Raw genomic sequence first — 15,520 nt, 5'->3', positions numbered from 1 at the left:
AGGGCGGGAATCTTAGCACAATCGGCTGGTTGGACCCGGTTTCACGCACTATTTTGAATCCATCACACGGGTGCCCGGGCCTGCCGGAAGACTGTGCACGCGCTGGGCACAGACGCTAGCCGCCCGGTGGAAGCTGGGGACCGTCATGAAGCAGCATGGCGGATGGGACACCCAATCAGAGACTGGGGAAAGGTGGTGTATCGGTGGAAATCTTAGGGCTCCTGGTTCCCATATTCGCAATCATTGTCACCGGTATCGTTTTCGCCCACTTCAAGATCCTGCCGGATGGCACGGCTGATGTGCTGATACAGTTCGCGTTCTGGGTCGCCATTCCGGCGCTGCTGTTCTCAATCCTCGCCGAAGAGTCGATGAAGAGGCTGCTGGACCCGGGCTTCTACGTCAGTTTTGGCGGGGCGGTGGCGATCCTTTTCGCCATCGGGTTCTTTTACTTGCGGCACTGGCGGCATAAGTCGCTGGGCGATGCGACGATGCTGTCGGTTATGGGGGTTTTCTCGAACACCGCCTTCGTCGCGTTACCGGTGCTGCACTCGGTTTTCGGCCACAAGGCTGTGTTGCCGGCAGCCATCGCGACGGTAATCCTGATCGTCGTTATTCTGGTCACTACGGTGCTGCTCGAGCGGGCGCAGTCGACGGAGTCGGGTTCGAGTGCAGGTTCGGGAGTTTTATCCGGTGTCCGGCACGCGCTACTGAACCCGGTAATTCTGTCGACCCTCCTGGGCGTTGCCTACGCGGCTACCGGTTGGTCGCTCCCCGCGGTCGCCAAGCAGTATCTGAGCCTCCTGGGCGCGGCCGTGACTCCCTGCGCGCTTTTTGCCATCGGTCTGTCGATTAAGGTCGAGGACATTGGCAAGGACCTAAGTGCGATCGTCGGTGTTTCGCTGGTGAAACTGATCGTCTTGCCGGTTCTGGTACTGCTTCTGGCTTTCCTGGTCGACCTGACCCCCATCATGACAATCTCGGCCGTCGTTTGCGCCGCCGTGCCGGTAGGCAAGACGACCTTTGTGCTGGCCACTAAGTATCAGCAGCACCCAGCGCGCGTTGCCGCAATAATCTCGGCCAGTTCTGCCGCTTCGGTGATCACCCTGCTGTTGTGGCTACTCATCCTGGCGCACATGTACCCGGGGACACTATCAAAGTGATTTGTGGTCGGTTTCGGCCCAACTGCTGCAGGGAATATGGTGGTAACTAATTGTTCTAGACGACCGGTCTAGTATTCGATAGGATGCCCGCCATGAAATCCAGCTACGAAGATACACGCCAGCACCTGCTCGATATCGGTCACCAGGTGATGTCTATCAAGGGTTTTTCCGGTGTCGGCCTGAGTGAGATCCTGAATACGGCCGGCGTGCCCAAGGGGTCGTTCTATCACTATTTCAAGTCGAAGGAGCAGTTCGGCCAGGCGCTGCTGGAGGATTACTTCCGCAGGTATCTGGAAGATATGGATCGTTGCTTTTCCGGCGAGGGCGGCAGCGCGGCGGAGCAGCTGATGCGCTACTGGCGGGACTGGCTTAAGGACTACTGTGAGCCCTGCGACGAGCAGAAATGCCTCGTGGTGAAGTTGAGCGCGGAGGTCGCCGATTTGTCCGAGCCGATGCGCCTGACACTGCGCGATGGCACTGACCGCATCATCGCGCGTCTCGCCGAATGTATCGAGGCGGGCGGGGCAGACGGCTCGCTGTCGCAGTCACTGGATGCCCGCGAGACGGCCGCCCGCTTGTACCAGTTGTGGCTGGGCGCCAGCCTGCTGGCCAAACTCCACCGCAGCGGTGAGGCCATGGAACAGGCGATGGCAACTACCAGGGACCTGCTCCGCCTGACCTGAAACCGATATTCACTACCCGCCATCCAGCGGGTATTTTTATAAGGTGCGACTAGACGACTGGTCTAATAGCGCGCCATGTAGGGATGCCGTTCGCGGCTAGTCTGTCTTTGACCAACCAGGAGTGAGTAATGAATCAGCCCAGTGATAAAAACCGACGCATTGTGCTGGCATCCCGGCCAAGTGCTGCACCGACGTCAGAAAACTTCCGGTTGGAAGAGGTGGCACTGCCGGCCCCCGCCGATGGTGAACTGCTGCTGCGCAGCGTCTACCTGTCCCTGGATCCCTACATGCGCGGGCGCATGAGCGACGCGCCGTCTTACGCCGAGCCGGTGCAGCTGGGCGAGGTCATGGTGGGCGGGACTGTCAGCCGGGTTGTGGAATCGCGCCATCCTGACTTTACCGAGGGTGACTGGGTGCTGGCCTATTGCGGCTGGCAGGATTACGCCCTGTCCGACGGCACCGGCCTCGTGAACCTGGGACGCAATCCCCAGCATCCTTCCTACACTCTGGGAGTATTGGGCATGCCCGGTTTCACGGCCTATATGGGGCTGCTGGATATCGGCCAGCCGCAAGCCGGCGAGACCCTGGTGGTCGCAGCCGCGACCGGGCCGGTGGGCGCGACTGTCGGCCAGATCGGCAAGATCAAGGGCTGTCGCGTGGTCGGCGTCGCCGGCGGAGCGGAAAAATGTCGCTTCGCGGTGGAGGAATTGGGTTTCGACGCCTGTATCGACCATTACGCGGACGATTTTGACGCGCAGTTGGCCGCGGCCTGTCCCGATGGCATTGATGTCTACTTCGAAAATGTCGGTGGCAAGGTGCTCGATGGGGTGCTGCCGCTGCTGAATACCTTTGCGCGTATTCCGGTATGCGGCCTGGTGTCGCAGTACAACGCCTCGTCCCTGCCGGAAGGGCCCGACCGCATGGGCCTGTTGATGGGCCAGGCACTGGTCAAACGACTGAAGATCCAGGGCTTCATCATCATCGATTACCAGGATCGCTTTGGGGAATTTTTCCCGCAGATGAGCGAGTGGCTGGCCAGTGGCCAGATCAAATACCGGGAAGAAATTGTCGAGGGCCTGGAGCGGGCGCCTGAGGCCTTTATGGGCCTGCTGGAGGGCAAGAACTTCGGCAAGCTGGTCGTGCGCGTCGGCGCCGACGACTGATCTTATTGTTACATCTATCAGCGCAGGAGAGACAGCGATGAAGATTTTGATGGTTCTCACGTCCCACGACCAGCTGGGGGATACCGGCAGGAAAACCGGCTTCTGGCTGGAGGAATTCGCCGCACCCTATTACATCTTCAAGGATGCGGGTGCCGACGTCACCCTGGCCTCGCCGAAGGGCGGGCAGCCGCCGCTGGACCCGAAGAGCGACGAACCGGACTTCCAGACGGCCTCCACAGTGCGCTTCCGCCAAGACGGGGATGCCCAGCAGGCGCTGGCGAATACATTGAAGCTCGCCGATGTCACTGAAGCCGATTACGATGCGATTTTCTATCCGGGTGGCCACGGCCCGCTGTGGGATCTGGCGGAAGACAAGCATTCGATCGGGCTGATCGAGGCGTTCTACAAGGCCGGCAAGCCTGTGGGGGCTGTCTGCCACGGCCCCGCCGTATTCCGCCACACCAAGGTGCACGGCAGATCGCTGGTGCACGGCAAGAACGTCACCGGCTTCACCAATTCTGAAGAGGCCGCCGTGGAGCTGACCGACGTGGTGCCGTTCCTGGTGGAGGACATGCTGAAAGCCAACGGCGGTAAATTTTCCAAGGCCGACGACTGGCATCCCTATGTGGTCGTCGATGGCAAGCTGGTCACCGGGCAGAATCCGCAGTCATCAGAGGAGACGGCCGAGACGCTGCTGGGCTTTGTGAAGGAGCCGGCGGGGGATTGATGGCAGGGGCGCTGGGGCCGGCAGGATGCCACCGCTATCGCGCAGGTTTAACTTGACCGCAACAGGGAGTAAAATACCCGACAAGGAAACTCGGTTATTTGCTCGGTTATTAGAGAATCGTTATGTCTGCACTGAATGTCACCATCACCGAATCCGCCCAGGAGTACCTGCGCGAGCTGTTGGAGAAGCAGGACTGCGAAGGTATCGCTATCCGCATGTTCGTCTCCAACCCCGGTACCCCGAATGCGGAAACCTGCATTGCCTACTGCCGTCCCGGCGAGGAGCAGGAGGACGATGTGGTAATGGAGATGAACGGGTTCAAGGCCTATTTTGAGGGTCGCAGCGTTCCGTACCTGGATGACGCGCGGGTCGACTATTCCTCCGACAAGATGGGCGGCCAGCTGACCATCCGCGCGCCCAATTCGCGCATGCCGAAGATCACCGATGACAGTCCGATCGAGGATCGTATCAACTACGTACTCTACAACGAGGTCAATCCTGGGCTCGCCGCGCACGGCGGTCAGGTGAGCCTGGTGGAGGTCACCGAGGATATGTATGCGGTGCTGAAGTTTGGCGGCGGCTGCCAGGGCTGCGGCATGGTGGACATGACCCTGAAAGAGGGTGTGGAGAAGACCCTGAAGGAGAAGGTGCCGGAGCTGGCGGGTGTGAAGGATATCACCGACCATTCGGACAAATCGCAGGCATACTACTGATCGCCGTCCCAAGGCAGTCAAAGCAAGAAGGCGAACCACAGGTTCGCCTTTTTTGTGCGTGCCCAGTAGATGCCTGGCTTTGCCGGATATAAGCCTGGCCTGGGTGGTCTGTGCGTTAGTTCCGGTTAAATGTCGGCTTCTTCGAAGAGCTCAAATGCATCGACATTGTCCAGCAGGACACCATCGAAATCCGTATCAATAATCCGGAAAAGGTAGGAGTCGCTATTGCCGAAGATGATGTCCTGCCATTCACTCCGCCAGTATTTTACTTGGTAGTTGCCGGGTAATCCCGGGACCTCATCCTCGAGCCATGAGGGTGGGTTGCTGAACCAGAAGGACTGCCAGTAGAAACGGTTGTCCTGTGCAAAGCCGATACTCATATAGGCGATCAGCAGCCGCCGGCCGCCATTTTCCTTCACCTTCAGTTGCGCGATCTGCTCCTCGGTAAATTCCAGACCATTAAAGAAAAAATCGATGATGACGATGTCGTAATCGGTCTCGCTGATCGCATCGACAAATTCCTGGCGCGTTGAGAAGAGGCGAGGGTTGATCAGCGTGAGGAAATTTCGGGCATTTGCTAGGCGGTCTATATCATCGAGATTGCGGTTGTGAATCTGCGGCGGATAGATGGGAATGTCGTCCAGTTCGGCCTGATCGGCGGCGAAAGAAATGTAGCCGGCCTCTTCGTTCAGCGCATAGGAGTCGTCGATATTGCGTTGGCTTGTGGCGAAGTCCGTTACCAGAACGACCTTGCCGTTGTCCCTGGCGAGATCCAGGAAAGTCTGTAGCCGAAGTTGCTCTGTAACTGGTGTCGGCTGATCGATGCCATTAAAGCCAAAGAACAGGGCTTCCTGGGCGAGCCCGTCAACCGCGTCAATGTAGTCGAAATCGGCGGCGCCGCTCTCCCGCGCATTGATGGTGACGAGTTCGACGCCACCCTGCGGAATGATAAGGAACTCCTGGTCGATACCTTTGGCATAGAGGCTGATAGCCCGAATGAAATCGCGCATCTCCTGCTGGACGTCGATCGCGCGTCCGACAGGAAATTCGGGAAGCTCATCGAAATCGCAGCCGATAAACAGCAGCGGGAGCAGTAGAACGGTGAGGGCTCGTCTCAAAATCCATCTCCAGTAACAAAACCCGGTCTGATGGAAGTTAGCAAGGTTGCCGTTGGGCGGCAACTGGCGGATCTGTCCACTTCGCCGGGTTGAGTTGAAGTCTTGCAGGCGCTGACGTCGCGGGATCCTGGGTTAACGCCCCGACTTCTGCGGATTCCTGAACATCTGGCCGTGGCCCGGGACAATCCAGTCGGCGATCTCCAGAATCTGCTGGCGATGTTTGTCGAGGTCGGCCTGGCTCGACGCGAGAGGGTCCTGCGCCGGAGTCATATCCGGAAACCACCACAGGTGTGTCAGGGCATAGGTACCGTCGGCCGTTTCCACCAGGAGAGTAGCGTCTTCGTCGGTGTGCCCGGGGGTGCGCAGGACTTTGATGCCCGGAGCGAGCTCGTAGCCATCGGCATGGTCCTGCCACAGGTCATCGCGATAACGCCCCCAGAAATCCACTACTTCGGCATTGGGAAACAGCGCGATATTAACCGTATGATCCGGGTGGTGGTGGCTGATAAACACATGGGTGACATCCTCCGGCGCCACCCCCTGTTCTTTTAGTGCAGCCAGTATGTTCGTTCGGTCTTTCACCATACCGGGATCGGCGACCAGCGTGACGTCTTCACCCCGGACCAGCACCACCGTGCCCGCGACATTGCGCGCGCCGTCGGCACTTTTTCCCGGGATAAATTCGCGCCCCTCGATCGGCCTGACGTAACCTTCCGTCAGTACTGTCACCTTGTTGCCACCGGTGGCCGACTGGGCAAGTGCGTAATTAGACAACGCCGTAACAGCGAGAGCGGCGAGCAGAGTCCGACGCATAAAGCTTTTCCTGAAAAGTTGTGGCCGGCACTGAAGCGGGCTCGATACCATTTCCAGCATAGACAGCACTTTGATCCACCGGTGTGAAAACGATGGGGGTCGTTCGGATCTCAACCGGCAGTGTGATATCGGGATTACGGCGAGCCCATGCGTTTCTTGGTCTTGCTGGTCGCCTGTGCGGTGAGAGGATCGTCGGGCCAGTAGTGTTTCTGGTACTTGATGCGCAATTCCTTTTTAACTTCCTGATAAGTGTTGGCCCAGAAGCTGGCGAGATCGCGCGTAACCTGCACCGGTCTCTGGGCAGGTGAGAGCAGGTGAATCATCAGGGGATAGCGGCCGTGCAGGATTGCCGGTGTCTGCGCGAGGCCAAACATCTCCTGCAGGCGCACGGCCAGGACCGGCGGTTGCTCTGCGTAGTTGATCTGTATGCGCGAGCCGCTCGGTACCTGAAATTGGCTTGGCGCCAGCTCTTCTATCCGCCGCTGTAGCGACCAGTCGAGCCGACTCTGCAGGATGCTGTGCAGGTCCAGCTGCTTGAGCTGATCCAGCTTGCTGCAACCCTGCAGGTGTGGCAGCAGCCAGTCTTCCATAGTGGCTAGCAGTGTCGCATCGCTCCAGTCCGGCAGCGGGAGATCCGCCAGCAGGTCCGGCTGCTCGGCGGCGATAAGCGACAGAAACTGCACTCGCGCGCGCAGCCCGTTTGCCTCCCTGGTCCAGGGCAGTGCCTGCAAGCCCTTCTGCCGCACGGCGTCGAGCAGGGCGCGGCTCAGCATGTCCGGCGAGATGCTTTTTGCCGGCCGCTCTTCCAGAACGATACGACCGAGCGAGGTGCGCTCGCTGGCAACGGCGCGGCCGGCCTTGTCATCCCAGCGCACCGACTCGGACTGTTCGATCAGATCACTAAAGTAGTCCCGCAGGGCATTTTCGGAAATACGCGCGGCCAGTTGAATGCGCGCGTCGCGGCCCTGGCCGTCCAGTTCGGCTACAACGAGGTAGCCTGCAAGCGCCAGCTCGTCTTCGTGGGAGAAATGCACCCCGCGGCCACTGGCGAGCAGGAAGCGGCGCTCGCGGTCGCCGCGGTTCTGTGCGATGCGATCTGGGTAGGCGAGGCCCAGCAGTATGCCGACACGATCCAGCTCGTCGATTGTCACGTCCGCGTCGACGGGTTTGTCCGCACCGGCGTATTTTTCCAGCTGCGCCAACCAGGTTTTTGCCTGCTGGCGGATACGCTGTACCGCGCCCCGGTCCGCTCCCGCATCTTTCGCCTGGCCCTGCAGAACCTCCATTCGCTTTTGAATGTCGCGGTCCCAGCGCGCCTCGCCGCGGAAGATATCCCGCTCCGACAACAGCGCTGCCAGCAGGCAGGCCTCGTGCGCGAGCCCCAACGCCAGGCTGTGAATCATCATATGGGCCAGGCGCGGATGGGTGCCCAGTGCCAGCATGGCGGCGCCATGTCCGGTGATGCGGTGATTGCCATCCAGTGCGCCCAGTTGCTGCAGCAGCTCCTGGGCCTGTGCGAATGGAGCGGCAGGCGGTACATCCAGCCAGCGCAGCTCGCCGGTATCGGTCGCGCCCCACTGCGCCAGTTCCAGGGTCAGCGGCGCCAGATCGCTGAGCAGTATCTCCGGGGTGTTCTTGCTGGCCAGGCCATCCTGGCGGGACTCGCTCCACAGGCGCAGGCAGAAGCCTTCGCTCAGGCGGCCGGCGCGGCCACAGCGCTGTATCGCGGAGGCCTGGGAAATGCTGGTGGTTACCAGGCGGTTCATGCCGGTGTTCGGATCGAAGCGCGACTCCCGCATCAGCCCGGAGTCCACTACCAGGCGGATCCCCTCAATCGTGAGGCTGGTCTCCGCCACGTTGGTTGCTAGTGTAATTTTCCGCCTATGGTAGGTAAGATCTATCTCTCGCTCTAGCAGCTCTGGGGATAGGTCGTACTCATATTCATAACCGTCTTCCTCTGTGGCTGTCTCTGGGTCATATATCTCATATTCCCAGTCATCAGAGTCAGTACCTAGGAAACGTTCATCTATTCGAAGTTTTCGCATATGGCTAAAAATCAAACAACTAAGCAGGCGTTTCTATATTCACGTGTTTCCAGCGAGAAACAGTTGAGCGGACAAGGTTTAGAGAGACAGGAGCAAGCCGCTATAGAGTTCCTGTCCAGATATCCAGAGTATACCCTGTCAGACCTCTCCTTTACTGACAGTGGGGTATCTGCCTTCTCAGGGGCAAACATACAGGAGAATGCTGGTCTTGGTTCGTTTCTGGCTGCGTGTAGGACGGGGGAGATACCTCCCGATAGTTTACTTGTTGTAGAAGCGCCAGATAGATTGTCGCGTTTGGGAATCAGGGAAGGCCAGAAACTAGTAAATGAAATCTTCTCATATGGGATAGATATAGCCCTAGTGCGCTTTGGCCTGATCCTCTATGCAGATGATGGGAATAATTTATCTGATCTAATAGCTACAATCGGTTTCTATCTTGGTGCCTTAGAGAGTGACCAAAAGTCAGAACGAATCAAGAAAGCGATAGACGCTAAACGTAAGACAGCTATCACTGGCGGCGAGAAAAGAACACAAGTGGCCCCAGCTTGGTTAGAACTGAGTGAGGATAGAAAGACATTTAAACCTATCCCAGAGCGTGTAGAGCTTCTTAAGCGTATGTTTGAGATGAAGTATCACGATGGTATGGGGCCAGACAAGATAGCCAGAGTGTTTAATGAGGAAGGGCTGTTGTCTTTCACTGGTAAGCCTTGGTCGCGTACCGTTATCAGAAGCTACCTGACAGAGCCTAAGGTGATAGGGCACTACCAGCCTCAGACAGTACGGAAAGAGCACGGGAAGCGGATATATGAGGATCTGGGGGCAGTGGTGGAGGACTACTATCCCTGTGTGATTGATCCTGATTTATTCCATGCAACACAGCAGACATTCAAGAAAGCTACGGCAGGTAGAAAGGGTAATTTCGCTAACCTGTTTCAGGGGCTTGTGTTTTGTAGAGCCTGTAGCGGGATCATGGCTTATAACTCGAACATCAGCACAGCGGGTAACAGGAATAAATACTTACGTTGCAAGGATGCTCTAAGAGGGGGTAGGGGATGTAGTGAACCTAGCTTCCCTTATGACGTTTTAGAGCATAACCTGATATCTATTCTGTCCGGCTTGGATTACAGCAAGCTTGTAAATGGTACGGACACAGACAAGATAGAAGCTGAGATTCAGGGACTCTCTATAAAGCAAGACTCATTGAACACTCAGCTAGAGAAGCAGATTGAGCTAGCTGCAATGACAGAAGGGAAGAGAGCCACTCAAATTATTATGGGGAAGGTGGGTGAGATAGAGACAGAACTAGAATCGATCCAATCTCAAATATCGGAGCTTAGGACACAGGCTAAGACTGTAGAGCCAATAGATACGAATATCAGTGATCTTGATTTGTCCAGCTATGACAGCCGATTGAAGTTCAACAGATTCTTGAAGCAGTACATGGAATCTCTTCACTTGAAACATAAGGATCAGCTAACGATAACGCTGAAAGGGAAGGGGGCAATAATGATTAATTTCTATAACAAAGATGGGATTTTGTGTACTCCTGAAGAGCTGGAAGGGTATGATTTGCCTAGCCTGATAATGCAGGAAGCTACACGTAATACATTCAGTTTGGAACTTGGAACTACTGTAGAAGTGGGCTTGTAGCCCCTTTAGAAAAGTGGGGAATAGATAGGGGGAGAGAGTATGACAAATATACCATTCAGAGATAAGGCAGAGAAGTTACAGAAGAAGATTGTAGACCTTTTGCCAGATAGAGCAGTCATAAGAATCTCTACACCAACTGATTTCAACAATTCATCAAGCTTTGTACTGAAAAAGCTTCATGATGAGTTGATTCGAAATAGCATCACCCCTCAGGACATTTTGGATGGAAAGACTAATACTCATAATGGCTGGGCAAATGACTTTCGACAGCTGGAGTCCAACTATAGAAGGCTGCACGGTATATATGAACGTATAATTTCGGAAGAGAAAATATTTGATCGGGCTGAGTCGAAGGCACATCGTCGCGCTGTTTTATATCGCTTCCTTACTACTGCAATAGTTGGTTTAACAGTGATGGGCATATATGCATTAGCCCACTGGTTAGAAGTGCCAATGCCGCTAATGAAGCTGCCAATATAGGCGCACCAGCTAATCTTCAATCTAACTCAATGGACGAAAACAATAATGGAAACAGAAGCAGAGCTTAAACAAACCAATGAGTTTTCCGGTGTTCTTGTTCTTCACATATGGAGTGTAGATAGGGATCGCTACATAACACTCTATAGAGGCAGTGTTACACTCAGATTTCAACCGCTGAAAGGAATGAGAATCGTATCTGATACTAATTACTTCACCATACATGATATCGAGTGGGACATAGAAGAGAATACTTTCCGAGCATATATTGTTCAGGTTGAACATAACGCTTTTGACTCATTTATCGACATGAAGTTTCTGATTGAAGAAGCAGAACGGGTTGGATGGAAAAGAGCTAAAGGACGATTGGGAGGCATTCAAGATGCCGAAGATACCGAATTCATAGACTACTGCTTCCCGCTCAGTGATATACGTTTTCAGGAAATAGAATCGAAAGATCGAGAAGAAAGATTCAAAGAGGTTGTCTTAAATTCTTTGACAAAATTAGGAAGCAAGCTTCATTCTATGGAATCATTGCGACCCTTAACTCTCATCACTGGGGTAGTTTTAGGGGTGGTAATTTCAGCAGTGGTTCAAGCTGTACTATAGATGCTCACTCTGGTTGCTGTGGATTGGGGGAGGGATAGATGCAAGAAGAAAAATTAAAGTCTAATAATAAGGCTGCACCAACAGTTCAGCTGTGTGCTGAAGAGCACTGCCAGCGGCCAGTTCACTTAAATGAAGATACATGCATCCTACACTGCAGGAAAGACAAATGGCCGGGCGACCCCAGTGAAGAAGAATATCAAAGGCAATTTTACGAAGCGTTTTGCAGCTATCTATATAGAGAATGCGCAAAGATCATAAAAGTCGATGCGCCAGTATCGGAATTCTCATTGGAAACAATTGAAAAAATTCTTGCTGGCAGGTCTACGCCCGCTACAGCGCGACTCAAGGAAATAGTTAATGAGTCTATCCTTGAAGTAGAAGGGTTATCATTTCCAAATCTAGATTCTGGCTACAAAATACATCTCGCGCAGCGTCTAATGAATTTTTACGGGGTTCACCTCTTGCACTGCAATTTTTACATGCAAGACTTTGGCCATCAGAACACTAAGATTCATTTTGATCAGTGTACGTTTTGCTGTGACTGGTTTATACGTCCCGTCGAAATCCTGGTGAACCCCCTTGAAGCCATCTACTGTGATTGTGACTTTAGAAAAGATGTCCTAATTGTGCACTTGGGTGAAGGAGACATTGATGGTCCGCTGTTTAGTGACTGCAGCTTTGAAGGAGATCTAAACATCTCCGGATCGACATTTAGTGATGAGCTATTTTTAAATTCATCAGATGTAGATGCCGAACTGCATAGTTTGCAAATTTCTGGCTGTACGTTTCTAAATCGTTTTGCGCTCAATAATTGTAAGACACTGTTGGTTGCCGCTTTCACCGACACTGAATTTAAGGGTAAGGTTGAATTTAAAGAAAATCGGGTAGAAAAAATTAGGGTTTACAATACTAACTTTCTAAAGCTTGCTGATTTCTATAAGTCACAATTTTTATTTTTTGATGCACGAAAGAGCATATTTGATGATTTTGCAGCATTTGAGGAGTGTGAGTTTGGCTTGGATTACAGTGGCGCAGAGAGTAGTAAGCTGTCAAAAAACCAAGACAGCAAAGCTGTTTTTAGGCATGTTACATTCCTAAGCTTCATAAATTTTAGGAATACGAAGTTCTTCGGTGGACTTAGCCTTGAAGATGCAAATCTCAAAGAGGCGCCGAACTTCCTAAATGCGGAAATATTTGGCGACGATACGAAAAGAGAAACTTATCGCATAATAAAAGATTCCTTTGACAGTATTGGGAATCATATTGAGGCCAATAAGTACTTTGCCTTTGAGATGAAGAAATACAAAGAGGAAGTTACTAAGAATGGAACTTGGAGAGAGAAACTAATACTTTCGATGAATGAAAAGATATCAGCCTTTGGCCAAAACTATGTGCGGCCAATTTGGTTAATGATGTTGCTAGCTTTAATCTATTATGGTTTGGTTTTAGGTCAACAAGATAATTGGCTTTATAAGATTCTCCCAACTGATGGTGAGTCAATAGATTGGATATTCACCCATGTGAATGGCTGGGCACGCCACCTAGGTCCATTTTCAAAATTTTTACATGAAGGGATGGAATTTTTTAGTCTAATTATTCATGTTGCGTTTGGTATATTAATTTGGCAAACAGTTGTGGCCGTAAAAAGACTTACTAGACGATAGTCTGTATAACATCAACCTTGGATAAAAAGTAATAAAGATGACCAAGATAAATCAGAAGTTGCTTTTGATCTTTCTGTTTTTCCTCACTTCTAAAACCGTTTGGGCTCAATCTGTCGCCCCTATTGACGATGTAACTCGGTGGGTAAATGTTCGATCAGGAAGCTGTGGAGATTGCCCAGTAGTTGGACGTCTATACCCCGGAGAAGAGCTGAACTTTATTAGATCAGTACCTAGATATTATGAAGTTACCTTGGATACCGGTGGTCGCGGCTTTGTTAGTAAGCGGTGGACTCAGTTAGTAGAGCTGCCTGAAAATACCATCACGATAGCAACTTTTAATATTCAGATCTTCGGAAAGACAAAAATCGGCAAGCCAGAAGTGATGCAAGAGCTGGCAAGTATTGTTAGAAAATATGATGTAGTCGCAATTCAAGAGATCAGAGACATTCAGGGGCGAGTGGCTCCAGCCTTTAAATCCGCAATAAATGAAGATGGATCAAACTACGATTTTGTAATTAGTGAGCGAGGAGGATTACAGCCGGACGATCAGGGCTCAGGGGTAGAGCAATATGCGTATTTCTATAACAAGGATGCCATTTCAGTCCTAGAGGACGTTGGGCTGTACAATGACTCACAGAATGACCACTTCCAAAGAGAGCCTTATATCGCTCGGTTTAAAGCCAAAAATGGCGAATTTGATTTTGCTCTGATAACAGTTCACACAAATCCCGATGAGGCTGTATCGGAAATTCTTGCGCTCCCTGATAGTGTTAGTTATGCGAAGACTCATCTTCCTGAAGAAACGGACTTCATAGTTCTTGGCGACTTTAATGCTTCTTGTGATTATGCTGAGCCGGATGACTTTATTGGATCAGTAATTCTCGATAGTTTTGAATGGATCGTTCCCCATGACGCTGATACTAATTTCTCCGCAAATACTGCTTGTGCTTATGATCGCATAGTGATGACACCAGAAACGTCTGTGTACTTTACCGGAGACTGGGATATTGACACAGTTTCATCGAAGAAAGTCTCAGATCATTTTCCTGTATGGGCAAAGTTCTACTCAAGCGAACCATTAGAAAAGTAGTAAATACAACAATAATGATAATACAGGAAACCACAAGGAAGGCTTTTAGCTTGGAGTTAGGGGCTGCGGTGAATTTGGAGATATAGAAATTTCAGCGCATTCCCGAATTTTTGACTGTTCTCATTACACGCAATTACACGATGACCGCCATAGCAGAACGCTCGTACCTTTTCGGGGAACTCATGGATTAAGATTTAGGCGATAATCGATCAACGACATTACTGGATGTTTACTCAGGCATTCGGTCAGGATAAAATTGTGACACTGTTCGTAGTTTATAGCAGTTAATGCTCAACCCGAATAGGTGGCCGAAATCTGGGTGTTGAGGTTCACAGACTGCACTTCCTGTCTGCGATATAGCCAAGTTCTCCTATTCCTCGTTGAGACATTTAATGATCAACAGAGGATTTTTCCCATGCCTAAATTCATTGTTAATCGCAATGCATACCAAGACTACAACGGAAGCGACTTTGCCCACGAAGTACACAATGTAGATGAGGCAAATGGTTGTTTGCCCGATGTAGAAAATCGCATTGATCTTGGTTATCACGGCAACTGTAAATTAGCTGTAAAGGAAGCAGACAGTAAATTAACTTGGTCACCTTACAAGGCGGACGGTTGCAAGCATTGTGCACCAGCCTGTAATACTCGGTAATACTTTATTCCGCACAAGGATGTGCACTTTATTAGGTTCAACTATAGATTCTTAAGTATTGAGCCATCAATTCAACATGGAAATACCTCTATGGATCAAAGAGAATGTCCATATTGTGCTGAAACGATCAAGCGCAAAGCTAAAGTATGCCGTTTTTGTAGTGCGGCGGTCACCCCAATATATGTAGAACACTCTGGCGCTAATAAGCAAATTGCAAAAATACTGGATCTTTACGAACAAGGTAAAAGTAGTGAAGAAATCGCATCTGAATTGAATTCAAATAATGAATATAGAATAGGGAGTAATAATCCTTGGGTGTCTCAAGATGTTGACGAAATAGTTGTTGATTTTACTCTACCAACGAACAACAATTCCGCCAAACTATCTGAATCCTCAACAATAGAGGGACAGAAATCTAAAGGTGGTTGGACGAAAGAAGAAACAAGAAGTTTCAATATTAAATTCTTTGGCGGAACTATTCTAATTATTATCATTGCTTCCAAGATCTTTAATAATGGCTCCTCAGTTTCCGCGTCATCTTCTAATGCTATCACCCCTCCATTTACGAAAGCTCATGTGTGCAAAGCTGGTTTTGCTGCTGTTAACGCGGTGTCCCCTAAACTTATACGATTAGATAAGGTTGATGGAGATGTGGCTCATCTTACATATATTCGCCAGCGCGATAACACAAGATGGACAGGAAAATGTAATATCAGCGGGAATAAAATAATCTGGTCTTTTAACGGTGGCAGAATGAGAGTGCACCCTTCAGATTCAAAAGTAACATTTGAAACGACGGCTAATATAGTTACCGTCTATACGAAGGAGAGCAACGGATCTGTGGATTATGACGTGTTTGGGTTTAGTGAAGTTAGCGAGTGATGACCTACAATGGGTTCCAATAGTCCTTTGTGTAGTGGTCTACTAAACCCGGACACCAGTTTAGGTGGTGA

Annotated in this window: 15 protein-coding genes; 12 read left to right on the top strand and 3 right to left on the bottom strand. The window is 51.4% G+C overall.

The genetic code is table 11. From position 1 onward, the window contains the following. Nucleotides 1–203 precede the first annotated feature (203 nt). The 5 genes from BUC36_RS02120 to nfuA all read left to right on the top strand — a co-directional run bounded on the left by BUC36_RS02120 (nucleotide 204) and on the right by nfuA (nucleotide 4,446). On the top strand, nucleotides 204–1,160 hold the full coding sequence (locus tag BUC36_RS02120; protein WP_073274446.1) for an AEC family transporter: 957 nt from the start codon (nucleotides 204–206) through the stop codon (nucleotides 1,158–1,160). Nucleotides 1,161–1,252: 92 nt separating this feature from the next. Next, nucleotides 1,253–1,843, top strand: a complete 591-nt coding sequence (locus tag BUC36_RS02115; protein ID WP_073274443.1) for a TetR/AcrR family transcriptional regulator — start codon at nucleotides 1,253–1,255, stop codon at nucleotides 1,841–1,843. A 128-nt stretch (nucleotides 1,844–1,971) separates the two neighbouring features. Further along, nucleotides 1,972–3,006 carry an NADP-dependent oxidoreductase gene (locus BUC36_RS02110; RefSeq protein WP_073270969.1) on the top strand — a complete coding sequence of 345 codons (1,035 nt, stop codon included), beginning with the start codon at nucleotides 1,972–1,974 and terminating at the stop codon, nucleotides 3,004–3,006. Between the two features lie 37 nt (nucleotides 3,007–3,043). Next, a complete protein-coding gene (locus BUC36_RS02105; protein WP_073270967.1) occupies nucleotides 3,044–3,733 on the top strand; it encodes a type 1 glutamine amidotransferase domain-containing protein in 690 nt (229 codons plus the stop codon). A gap of 122 nt (nucleotides 3,734–3,855) precedes the next feature. Then, a complete protein-coding gene (gene nfuA / locus BUC36_RS02100) occupies nucleotides 3,856–4,446 on the top strand; it encodes a Fe-S biogenesis protein NfuA (RefSeq protein ID WP_073270965.1) in 591 nt (196 codons plus the stop codon). 125 nt (nucleotides 4,447–4,571) lie between these two features. Here nfuA and BUC36_RS02095 read toward each other — a convergent pair whose 3' ends face one another. The 3 genes from BUC36_RS02095 to hrpB form a co-directional block, all read right to left on the bottom strand. Continuing rightward, nucleotides 4,572–5,627: an endo alpha-1,4 polygalactosaminidase gene (locus BUC36_RS02095; RefSeq protein WP_143186856.1), complete on the bottom strand. Its 1,056-nt coding sequence runs from the start codon at nucleotides 5,625–5,627 to the stop codon at nucleotides 4,572–4,574. Between the two features lie 69 nt (nucleotides 5,628–5,696). Then, nucleotides 5,697–6,377, bottom strand: a complete 681-nt coding sequence (locus tag BUC36_RS02090) for an MBL fold metallo-hydrolase (RefSeq protein ID WP_084535491.1) — start codon at nucleotides 6,375–6,377, stop codon at nucleotides 5,697–5,699. A 134-nt stretch (nucleotides 6,378–6,511) separates the two neighbouring features. After that, a complete protein-coding gene (gene hrpB / locus BUC36_RS02085; RefSeq protein ID WP_084535489.1) occupies nucleotides 6,512–8,422 on the bottom strand; it encodes an ATP-dependent helicase HrpB in 1,911 nt (636 codons plus the stop codon). Between hrpB and BUC36_RS02080 the strand changes: the two genes are divergently transcribed. The 7 genes from BUC36_RS02080 (at nucleotide 8,423) to BUC36_RS18695 (ending at nucleotide 15,449) form a co-directional block, all read left to right on the top strand. Beyond that, nucleotides 8,423–10,072: a recombinase family protein gene (locus BUC36_RS02080; protein WP_073270961.1), complete on the top strand. Its 1,650-nt coding sequence runs from the start codon at nucleotides 8,423–8,425 to the stop codon at nucleotides 10,070–10,072. It begins immediately after the preceding gene. 39 nt (nucleotides 10,073–10,111) lie between these two features. Then, the gene (locus tag BUC36_RS02075) at nucleotides 10,112–10,552 is read left to right on the top strand and encodes a hypothetical protein (RefSeq protein ID WP_073270959.1); all 441 of its coding nucleotides are present in this window, start codon (nucleotides 10,112–10,114) and stop codon (nucleotides 10,550–10,552) included. Between the two features lie 45 nt (nucleotides 10,553–10,597). Further along, nucleotides 10,598–11,158, top strand: a complete 561-nt coding sequence (locus BUC36_RS02070) for a hypothetical protein (protein ID WP_073270957.1) — start codon at nucleotides 10,598–10,600, stop codon at nucleotides 11,156–11,158. A 38-nt stretch (nucleotides 11,159–11,196) separates the two neighbouring features. Further along, a complete protein-coding gene (locus BUC36_RS02065; protein ID WP_143186855.1) occupies nucleotides 11,197–12,822 on the top strand; it encodes a hypothetical protein in 1,626 nt (541 codons plus the stop codon). Nucleotides 12,823–12,859: 37 nt separating this feature from the next. After that, complete coding sequence (locus BUC36_RS02060; RefSeq protein ID WP_084535487.1) at nucleotides 12,860–13,912, top strand: endonuclease/exonuclease/phosphatase family protein; 1,053 nt, start codon at nucleotides 12,860–12,862, stop codon at nucleotides 13,910–13,912. Between the two features lie 415 nt (nucleotides 13,913–14,327). After that, entirely contained in the window at nucleotides 14,328–14,567 is a 240-nt protein-coding gene (locus BUC36_RS18700) for a hypothetical protein (protein WP_073274439.1), read from the top strand. A gap of 90 nt (nucleotides 14,568–14,657) precedes the next feature. Then, nucleotides 14,658–15,449, top strand: coding sequence for a hypothetical protein (locus BUC36_RS18695; RefSeq protein ID WP_143186854.1), 792 nt, complete (start codon nucleotides 14,658–14,660; stop codon nucleotides 15,447–15,449). The last annotated feature ends 71 nt before the right edge of the window (nucleotides 15,450–15,520 follow it).

It is taken from the genome of Microbulbifer donghaiensis (genome assembly GCF_900129095.1).
GTDB lineage: Bacteria > Pseudomonadota > Gammaproteobacteria > Pseudomonadales > Cellvibrionaceae > Microbulbifer > Microbulbifer donghaiensis.
The sequence above is the reverse complement of the archived record's forward strand: the minus strand, read 5'-3'. Positions and strand labels throughout refer to the sequence as shown.

Bases quoted from the DNA above. Each gene is read 5' to 3' on its own strand.
- BUC36_RS02115 (WP_073274443.1), top strand. From the start codon at position 1,253: ATGAAATCCAGCTACGAAGATACACGCCAGCACCTGCTCGATATCGGT.
- BUC36_RS02110 (WP_073270969.1), top strand. From the start codon at position 1,972: ATGAATCAGCCCAGTGATAAAAACCGACGCATTGTGCTGGCATCCCGG.
- BUC36_RS02105 (WP_073270967.1), top strand. From the start codon at position 3,044: ATGAAGATTTTGATGGTTCTCACGTCCCACGACCAGCTGGGGGATACC.
- nfuA (WP_073270965.1), top strand. From the start codon at position 3,856: ATGTCTGCACTGAATGTCACCATCACCGAATCCGCCCAGGAGTACCTG.
- BUC36_RS02090 (WP_084535491.1), bottom strand. From the start codon at position 6,377: ATGCGTCGGACTCTGCTCGCCGCTCTCGCTGTTACGGCGTTGTCTAAT.
- hrpB (WP_084535489.1), bottom strand. From the start codon at position 8,422: ATGCGAAAACTTCGAATAGATGAACGTTTCCTAGGTACTGACTCTGAT.
- BUC36_RS02080 (WP_073270961.1), top strand. From the start codon at position 8,423: ATGGCTAAAAATCAAACAACTAAGCAGGCGTTTCTATATTCACGTGTT.
- BUC36_RS02075 (WP_073270959.1), top strand. From the start codon at position 10,112: ATGACAAATATACCATTCAGAGATAAGGCAGAGAAGTTACAGAAGAAG.
- BUC36_RS02070 (WP_073270957.1), top strand. From the start codon at position 10,598: ATGGAAACAGAAGCAGAGCTTAAACAAACCAATGAGTTTTCCGGTGTT.
- BUC36_RS02065 (WP_143186855.1), top strand. From the start codon at position 11,197: ATGCAAGAAGAAAAATTAAAGTCTAATAATAAGGCTGCACCAACAGTT.
- BUC36_RS02060 (WP_084535487.1), top strand. From the start codon at position 12,860: ATGACCAAGATAAATCAGAAGTTGCTTTTGATCTTTCTGTTTTTCCTC.
- BUC36_RS18700 (WP_073274439.1), top strand. From the start codon at position 14,328: ATGCCTAAATTCATTGTTAATCGCAATGCATACCAAGACTACAACGGA.
- BUC36_RS18695 (WP_143186854.1), top strand. From the start codon at position 14,658: ATGGATCAAAGAGAATGTCCATATTGTGCTGAAACGATCAAGCGCAAA.